The sequence below is a fragment of the Rhodococcus sp. KBW08 genome, assembly GCF_003852455.1.
GTDB lineage: Bacteria > Actinomycetota > Actinomycetes > Mycobacteriales > Mycobacteriaceae > Rhodococcus_F > Rhodococcus_F baikonurensis.
Genome location: NZ_QAJJ01000002.1, coordinates 177,733 through 185,770, shown reverse-complemented (window position 1 = coordinate 185,770; position 8,038 = coordinate 177,733). Strand labels below are relative to the sequence as shown.

The 8,038-nt window shown below is 61.7% G+C and carries 8 protein-coding genes; 6 read left to right on the top strand and 2 right to left on the bottom strand.

All coding sequences use genetic code 11. The features are described 5' to 3' along the window. Positions 1 to 254: 254 nt before the first annotated feature. On the top strand, positions 255 to 1,025 hold the full coding sequence (locus DBV08_RS01205) for a siderophore-interacting protein (RefSeq protein ID WP_095970729.1): 771 nt from the start codon (positions 255 to 257) through the stop codon (positions 1,023 to 1,025). Here the strand turns inward: DBV08_RS01205 and DBV08_RS01200 are convergent. Beyond that, a complete protein-coding gene (locus DBV08_RS01200) occupies positions 1,022 to 2,194 on the bottom strand; it encodes a multidrug effflux MFS transporter (RefSeq protein WP_124566567.1) in 1,173 nt (390 codons plus the stop codon). The two genes, DBV08_RS01205 and DBV08_RS01200, sit on opposite strands and share 4 nt — an antisense overlap. Before the next feature lie 84 nt (positions 2,195 to 2,278). Between DBV08_RS01200 and DBV08_RS01195 the strand changes: the two genes are divergently transcribed. Beyond that, complete coding sequence (locus tag DBV08_RS01195; RefSeq protein ID WP_124566299.1) at positions 2,279 to 3,205, top strand: tyrosine recombinase XerC; 927 nt, start codon at positions 2,279 to 2,281, stop codon at positions 3,203 to 3,205. 123 nt (positions 3,206 to 3,328) lie between these two features. Then, positions 3,329 to 4,438, top strand: a complete 1,110-nt coding sequence (locus DBV08_RS01190) for a MinD/ParA family protein (protein WP_124566298.1) — start codon at positions 3,329 to 3,331, stop codon at positions 4,436 to 4,438. A 12-nt stretch (positions 4,439 to 4,450) separates the two neighbouring features. On the opposite strand, the gene DBV08_RS01185 is transcribed toward DBV08_RS01190, so the two are convergent. After that, on the bottom strand, positions 4,451 to 4,945 hold the full coding sequence (locus DBV08_RS01185; RefSeq protein WP_397486564.1) for a M23 family metallopeptidase: 495 nt from the start codon (positions 4,943 to 4,945) through the stop codon (positions 4,451 to 4,453). A gap of 313 nt (positions 4,946 to 5,258) precedes the next feature. On the opposite strand from DBV08_RS01185, the gene rpsB reads away from it, so the two are divergent. The 3 genes from rpsB to pyrH all read left to right on the top strand — a co-directional run bounded on the left by rpsB (position 5,259) and on the right by pyrH (position 8,024). Continuing rightward, positions 5,259 to 6,116, top strand: coding sequence for a 30S ribosomal protein S2 (gene rpsB, locus DBV08_RS01180; RefSeq protein WP_003942709.1), 858 nt, complete (start codon positions 5,259 to 5,261; stop codon positions 6,114 to 6,116). A gap of 152 nt (positions 6,117 to 6,268) precedes the next feature. Continuing rightward, entirely contained in the window at positions 6,269 to 7,096 is an 828-nt protein-coding gene (tsf, locus tag DBV08_RS01175; protein WP_007734877.1) for a translation elongation factor Ts, read from the top strand. A gap of 199 nt (positions 7,097 to 7,295) precedes the next feature. Beyond that, positions 7,296 to 8,024, top strand: a complete 729-nt coding sequence (gene pyrH / locus DBV08_RS01170; protein ID WP_019747988.1) for a UMP kinase — start codon at positions 7,296 to 7,298, stop codon at positions 8,022 to 8,024. Positions 8,025 to 8,038 lie beyond the last annotated feature (14 nt).

The following is an 8,038-nucleotide window of genomic DNA, read 5'->3' as shown; positions in this document are numbered from 1 at the left end:
GGGAGCCAGAGGTGTATTTTACTGTTGCTTTGCCGAGTTCTCGGACAGCTTTGTCCGACAGGTCGTCTATGTGAAGCTGATCAGAGAATCCGCGTATACGGCACCGTATTTACCCAGCAGATTGGTCGGTTTCTTTCGTTGCATACAAGGGCTGACAGAGCGCTGTGTGGAGTCGTCGGCGAGGTATTTCGCCCTCGTGCTGCAATTGTCGTGTACATTAGTTAGGTAACACTAACTTTCGGAAGGATCTTTCTGTGGCCAAGCCGACAACTGCATTGACGGTTCTGCGGACCGAACAATTGACCCCCCATATGGTACGAGTGTTTCTCGGGGGGCCAGGCTTCGAGTCGTTCACTCCCAGCGAATACAGCGATTCCTATGTAAAGATCGAATTCGGCACTCCTGATCAGCCCGTCCTGCGTACCTACACGATCCGTTCCTACGATCTTGCTACCAAAGAGATAGCGATCGATTTCGTCGTCCATGGTGACGTCGGAGTTGCAGGTCCTTGGGCGGCTTCAGTTCAGCCGGGCACTGAGATTACCCTGCGTGGACCAGGCGGCGCATTTTCACCGTCACCGTCCGCTGATTGGTATCTGTTCGTCGGTGACGAGACCGCAATACCTGCCATTTCTGCGTCGATAGCAAGATTGGCGCCGGATGCGGTCGGCTACGCCGTCGTCGAAGTCGGTGGACCGGAAGACGAGATTGCACTCGATGCTCCAGAGGGCATTGCCGTGACCTGGCTACATCGCGGAGCGTCGTCCGACGCGGTGGGTGAAGAGTCGGCAGGTGACAACGCGCCAGTTGTTGCCGCGGTCAAGGCGCTCGAGTGGCTGCCAGGCGAACCTCACGTATTCATTCACGGCGAGGCGCAAGCCGTCATGCATAACCTTCGGCCATACATTCGCAAGGAACGAAATGTCCCGGCGTCGGCCGCTTCTATCTCCGGATACTGGCGTCGTGGTCGCACCGAAGAAGGCTTCCGAGTGTGGAAGTCCGAATTCGCCGCGGCCGAAAGCTAAGCTGCTGCGGCCTTGCCGCGAGTCAGCAACACGAGCGCAACGGCCGCGAGAACTCCGAAGGTGGGAATTGCGATTGCCATCGGAACTGCCGTGTCTTCTCCCGCAATTCCCACCAACGGCGAAACCAGCGCGGCCAAGCCGAACTGGCCCGCTCCCATCAGTGCTGAGCCGGTTCCGGCCGCGTTGGTGACCTCTCCTTGGGCGAGAGCGGTTGCATTGCCCATGATGAACCCGATGCTCGAAATGGCGACGAACAGCGGGCCCAAGATCAACCAGGGATTCGTGGAGCTGAAAACCACACTGGTGCAGAACAATACGGCACCGCCGGCGAGGAGTAGGCACACCCCGAATCGCAGTAATGTGCGAGCACCGACTCGGCCGAGAAGGCGAGTGGTGATCATCGCTGCCGTGACCATTCCGGTGGCGTTCACTGCGAACACTATCGAGAACTGTGACGGAGTGAGCCCCAGGACGTTCTGAACGACGAACGGTGATGCGGAGATATACGCGAACAGGGCGCCGAATCCGAAGACGAATGCGAGTGCATAACCGAGGTAGTGCCGATTTCGGACGACATATCGCAGATTCGAGATCAGTGCCTTCAATCCACCGCCATGGCGTCGCTCGGGTGGAAGTGTCTCGGGAACAAGCAACACGACGCCAGCCACCATCACCACACCTGCGACGGCCAGCACCCAGAAGATTCCGCGCCATCCGACGGGGCCGAGAAGTGCACCGCCGATCAGTGGGGCGACCACGGGAGCGATACCGCCGATGATCATCATGATGCTGAAAAGCTTCGCCGCGTCGTCGCCACGTGCTCGATCGGCAATACAAGCGCGGGCAAGGACTATGGCAGCGCCTCCACTCAATCCCTGGACGAGTCGCGCACCGATGAGAAACTCGATGTTCGGTGCCACTGCGCATGCCGCGCCGCTCAGTGCCGTGATGATCGTCGCGGCCAGCAGTATTCGTCGCCTGCCCAGTCCGTCGGAGATCGGCCCGATGATCAGCTGCCCGATTCCGAGGCCCGCCATGAAGGTGGTCAGTGTCAGCTGAACGCTGGCCGCAGTAGTGTCGAGTGCATCCGCCATCAAGGGTAGGCCAGGCAGGTACATGTCGATGGACAGTGGAGCGATTGCGGAAATCAGTGCCAGTACACACAACATCTTCAGAGGAATTGCTCGATTCACCGATCAACCCTATCGGCGAGGCAGCTTGCAGTTTCAATCGCGGCGGGCGAGCGTGTATTCATGACTGACGCATTGCCGGCGAGCTTGAGTGTTCACCTCGATGCCTATGCCGAGCACCTCCGACTGAGTCGGGGTCGGTCGGAACACACGATCCGCGCCTACGTCGGCGACGCACGGGCATTGCTGACCCATTTCGCCGCGGGTTCGGAGAAGGTAGATCTCGACGGCCTCGACCTAGGGGTCATGCGCTCGTGGTTGGCCGCCCAGAATGCCGTCGGAACGGCCCGCACGACGGTCGCTCGTCGGGCGTCGTCGGCGCGCGGTTTCACAGCGTGGCTCGCACAGACCGGACGCATTCCCGTCGATCCGGGTACACGTCTGGCGGCTCCACCTGCTCGTCGTACACTGCCGACGGTGCTGCGTCAGAGTCAAGCCCTCGACGCCATGGATGCGGCGGAAAGCGGTGCGCAGCAACAAGAGCCGCTCGCCCTGCGGGATAGGCTCATCGTGGAATTGTTGTACTCCACCGGAATTCGTGTCGGTGAGTTGTGTGGACTGGACGTAGAGTCGGTCGACGCCGATCGACGATTGCTTCGTGTTCTCGGCAAGGGCAACAAGGAGCGATCGGTGCCCTACGGACTGCCCGCAGAATCGGCACTGAACGGGTGGCTGGAGCACGGGCGACCCGCACTGAGTTCGGATCGGTCCGGGCGAGCATTGCTCCTCGGAGTTCGAGGCGGCAGGCTCGATCAGCGTCAGGCGCGTTCGGTGGTCCACGAAACGATGGCTGCAATTCCAGGAGCTCCCGACATGGGTCCGCACGGGCTTCGGCACTCGGCTGCGACACATTTGCTGGAGGGTGGTGCTGATCTTCGTGTGGTCCAAGAACTCCTCGGGCATGCGAGTCTGGCGACCACTCAGCTGTACACGCATGTGTCGGTCGAACGGCTTCGATCCGTCCACGATCAGGCCCATCCACGCGCCTAGATCGTGAAGCGACGCGAGTTCTCGGCCGGTATTTGGTAGCGTCGCAGGTCGGAAGAGTGAACAATCGGCAAAGTTCGATCGTCGTGTCGAGACACTCGATTACATGCGATATCCGGGGGATTCGTGAACCGCCAAGATGTGAAGCACCCGCCGAACAGTGGCCAACCGGCCTGGCTGTCCGAAGCGCCGCAACCGGCTCCACTGCCGGTGCCGACGCCGGAGCCTGCGGTGCGACCGCAAGAGGCCTGGACGGCGCCACCGCCGCCGTCCAGTCAGCAGCAGGTGACAAACCAGGATCTGGTTGCCGAGGCTTTACTGAAACGCCCCAAACGGACACCCCGGGGTGGCTGGCGGCGAGGATTGCATCGTGCGACCGGTGGTGTGGTCAATCTGGGGGAATCGACCAACGAACAGCGCAACCGCGCCCTGGCTGCCCGCATCGAACAGCCGATACGCAACGACTACCGAATTGCTTTGCTCTCGCTCAAAGGGGGCGTGGGCAAGACAACGGTCACGGTGGGGCTCGGTGCAACGTTTGCGTCGCTTCGCGGCGACTGTGTCGTGGCGGTCGACGCCAATCCCGATTTCGGAACTTTGGCGCAACGTGTTCCGCTGCAGACCAATTCGACAGTGCGCGATCTGATTGCCGCGCGGCCGGACATCAAGAGTTATTCGGACGTGCGAGTGCACACATCGCAGTCGCCGAGTCGTCTCGAGGTCCTGGCGAGTGAGCAGGATCCGGCGATTTCGGAAGCATTCAGCGAGGCGGACTATCGCCAGGTCATCGACATCTTGCAGGTCTACTACAACATCATTCTCACCGATTGCGGTACCGGGATCATGCACTCGGCGATGAACGGCGTTCTCGATCTTGCCAATTCGTTGGTGCTCGTCAGTTCGCCGGCAATCGACGGGGCCCGAAGTGCGGCGGCGACGCTCGATTGGCTTCAGTTGCATGGTTACGGTCACCTGGTCGAACGGACCGTCGTCGTCATCAGTGCCGCCCGTCCAGGGTCGAGCGTGATCGACATGGACGCGTTGGTGGACTATTTCATGCGTCGATGCCGCGCCGTCGAGGTCATTCCATTCGACGAGCATCTCGCGGAGGGGTCGGTGATGGACCTCGAGTTGATGCGACCGGCCACCAGGCGAGCATTCATGGAATTGGCAGCGATGGTGGCCGACGACTTCGCGGACGCTGTGGGTCGGCACGCCGTTTCCGAATGGCACTGATTCTGCGACTGATCAACCATCTCTCAGTGGCTTGAGCCTGAGCGGTTGCGTCCGAACAAGACCGAGGGGATCGAGATACTCGCGCCCTCGTCGCACGCCCCAATGCAAACATGCAGCGACGACGCACCCTTCGTGGCCGGATTCCAGGGTGCCGATCACGGCCCCGGCCGCGACACGTTCACCGGCGCGAACGTCGGCCACCACGGGTTCGTAGGTCGTGCGTAGGCCGCCGGAATGATCTATCGAGACCGTCGGCTTGCCCGCGACGACTCCGGCGAACGCCACGATGCCCTCGCCGGCAGCGAGGACGGGTTGGCCGGCGCTGCCGCCGAGATCGGCGCCGCGATGACCCGGCAGCCAGTTCTCGGCCGGTTTGTCGAATACGCGTTCCACGTGTGGCCGGGGAGCGAGCGGCCAGTCGAAACGCGTGTCTGCCGACGCCGTGCCGACGGCGGCACAGCAGGAGATCGCAGCAACGACCACGCCGCGTCGGGCTCCGCTCGACATCGTCATTCCTTGATCTTCCGTGGAGTCGCGCGTGCTTCAACGCAGATCAGACGGGTAATCCACAAGAGAACCGCCGATCCACAACCGCCGGTTCGGTCTGTTGCTTCCGGGGTGGTTATGGCATCGGGGGACGAGGACGTACACTTGTCGAGCGGTCTGTGCTCGCACAGTCCGACTTCGCGCGCCCGCGCACGTTTTCCGGCCTCGGCTGGTCCTGATTCTCACGAAACAGGTCCGACGGCCGTGCGGGTGCCAGGGCAGGGATCACCCGATCGCCTGCATCAACCGGATTGAAAGTTTGAGGTACACAGCCATGGCTGTCGTAACCATGAAGCAGATGCTCGATAGTGGAACCCACTTCGGACATCAGACCCGTCGCTGGAACCCGAAGATGAAGCGATTCATCTTGACCGACCGCAACGGCATCTACATCATCGACCTCCAGCAGACGCTGACGTACATCGACAAGGCGTACGAGTTCGTCAAGGAGACCGTTGCCCACGGCGGCACCGTTCTCTTCGTCGGCACCAAGAAGCAGGCGCAGGAGTCCATCGCTTCCGAAGCGACTCGCGTCGGAATGCCCTACGTCAATCAGCGTTGGCTCGGCGGCATGCTCACCAACTTCACCACCGTTCACAAGCGTCTGCTTCGCCTCAAGGAGCTCGAGGCAATGGAGCAGACCGGTGGATTCGAAGGTCGCACCAAGAAGGAAATCCTCATGCTCACGCGTGAGATGACCAAGCTGGATCGCACCCTCGGTGGTATCCGCGACATGGCCAAGGTGCCTTCCGCGGTGTGGATCGTCGACACCAACAAGGAGCACCTGGCAGTTGCCGAGGCTCGCAAGCTGAACATCCCGGTCATCGCGATCCTGGACACCAACTGCGATCCCGACCTCGTCGACTACCCGATCCCGGGCAACGACGACGCCATCCGTTCCGCAGCACTGCTGACCAAGGTTGTCGCTTCCGCGGTTGCCGAGGGCGTGCAGGCACGTGCAGGACTGAGCGCCGACAAGGACGCGAAGCCCGAAGCCGGCGCAGGCGAGCCCCTCGCCGAGTGGGAGCAGGAACTGCTCTCGCAGGCAGCTCCCGCCGCAGAGGCTGAGGCAGCTCCGGCTGCAGAGGCTGAAGCAGCCCCCGCCGCAGAGGCACCGGCCACCGAGGCCTGATTCGTTGAAACCGGCCCTGACCAAGAGTTCATTTGGTCAGGGCCGTTTCACCGTTAGGCCCGAGCACCACCGTCAGGCTGTGCTTCACCGTTAGGCCGTGCTTCACCGTTAGTCCTAGGTCCGAAACAGACACATGAGGAGGCTCGCTAATCATGGCGAACTACACCGCCGCTGACGTCAAGCGGCTCCGTGAGCTCACCGGCTCCGGAATGATGGCATGTAAGAACGCACTCGCAGATGCAGACGGCGATTTCGACAAGGCCGTCGAGCAGCTGCGCATCAAGGGCGCGAAGGATGTCGGAAAGCGCGCAGAGCGCACCACCGCTGAGGGTCTCGTCGTCGCCAAGGACGGCGTCATGATCGAGATCAACTGCGAGACCGACTTCGTCGCCAAGAACGACGAGTTCATCAAGCTGGCCGACGAGATCGTGACCGTCGCTGCTGCTGGTAAGCCTGCTGACCTCGACGCTCTCAAGGCGCTCGAGCTCGACGGGAAGACCATCGACACCGTCATTGCGGAGCAGTCCGCGAAGATCGGTGAGAAGCTCGAACTGAGCCGCGTCGCTTCCTTCGACGGCCCCGTTGCCGTGTACCTGCACAAGCGCAGCTCCGACTTGCCGCCCGCTGTCGGCGTTCTCGTCGAGTACACCGGTGAAGGCGATGCTGCTGCTGAGGCCGCTCGCGGCGCTGCAATGCAGGTCGCAGCGCTCAAGGCGAAGTACGTCACGCGTGACGAGGTTCCCGAGGAGATCGTCGCTTCCGAGCGTCACATCGCCGAAGAGACCGCCCGTGCAGAAGGCAAGCCCGAGCAGGCGCTGCCGAAGATCATCGAAGGCCGCGTCAACGGTTACTTCAAGGACGTCGTTCTGACCGAGCAGTCTTCGGTCACGGACTCCAAGAAGACCGTCAAGGCGATCCTCGACGAGGCAGGCGTGACCATCAAGCGCTTCGTGCGTTTCGAGGTCGGCGCCTCCGCTTAATTCGGAGCCCGCACACATGGACCCCGCCTGAAGAGCATTTGCTCTACCGGCGGGGTCTACGTGTACCTGGGGCCTCCGATGAGGCAGGATGAGAGTGCCTCGGGACGAGTCCCGGGGGCTTTCCTATGTCGCGGTGTCCGATTCGCGGCAGAAGAAGAATGAAGGACCTACAAGGTCTTGTATCGAACTGAGGAGAACAATGTCCGAACCAGCCAACGAACGTCCAGGATTCAAGCGGGTCCTGCTCAAACTCGGCGGCGAAATGTTCGGAGGCGGCAAAGTCGGTCTCGATCCCGACGTGGTCACCAAGGTGGCTGAGCAGATCGCAGAGGTCGTTCGATCAGGCGTGCAGGTTGCAGTGGTCATCGGCGGCGGAAACTTCTTCCGCGGAGCGGAACTGCAGCAGCGTGGCCTCGATCGCGCCCGCTCCGACTACATGGGCATGCTCGGCACCGTCATGAACTGCCTCGCTCTGCAGGATTTCCTGGAGAAGGCCGGCGTCGATTCCCGAGTGCAGACGGCCATCACCATGGGACAGGTCGCCGAGCCGTACCTTCCCCTTCGCGCACGTAGGCACCTCGAGAAGGGTCGCGTAGTCATCTTCGGTGCCGGGATGGGTATGCCCTACTTCTCGACTGACACCACTGCTGCGCAGCGCGCACTGGAGATCGGTGCCGAGGTGGTGCTGATGGCCAAGGCAGTCGACGGCGTCTACTCGGCCGACCCGCGTATCGACCCGGACGCGACGATGTACGAACAGATCACGCACCGCGAGGTCATCGAGCGTGAGCTCAAGGTCGCGGACGCGACGGCATTCAGCCTGTGCATGGACAACTCGATGCCGATGATGGTGTTCAACCTCCTCACCGAAGGAAACATCGCTCGCGCGGTGTCCGGTGAGAAGATCGGCACCCTGATCAAGTCGTGAGTGACACCCAAAAA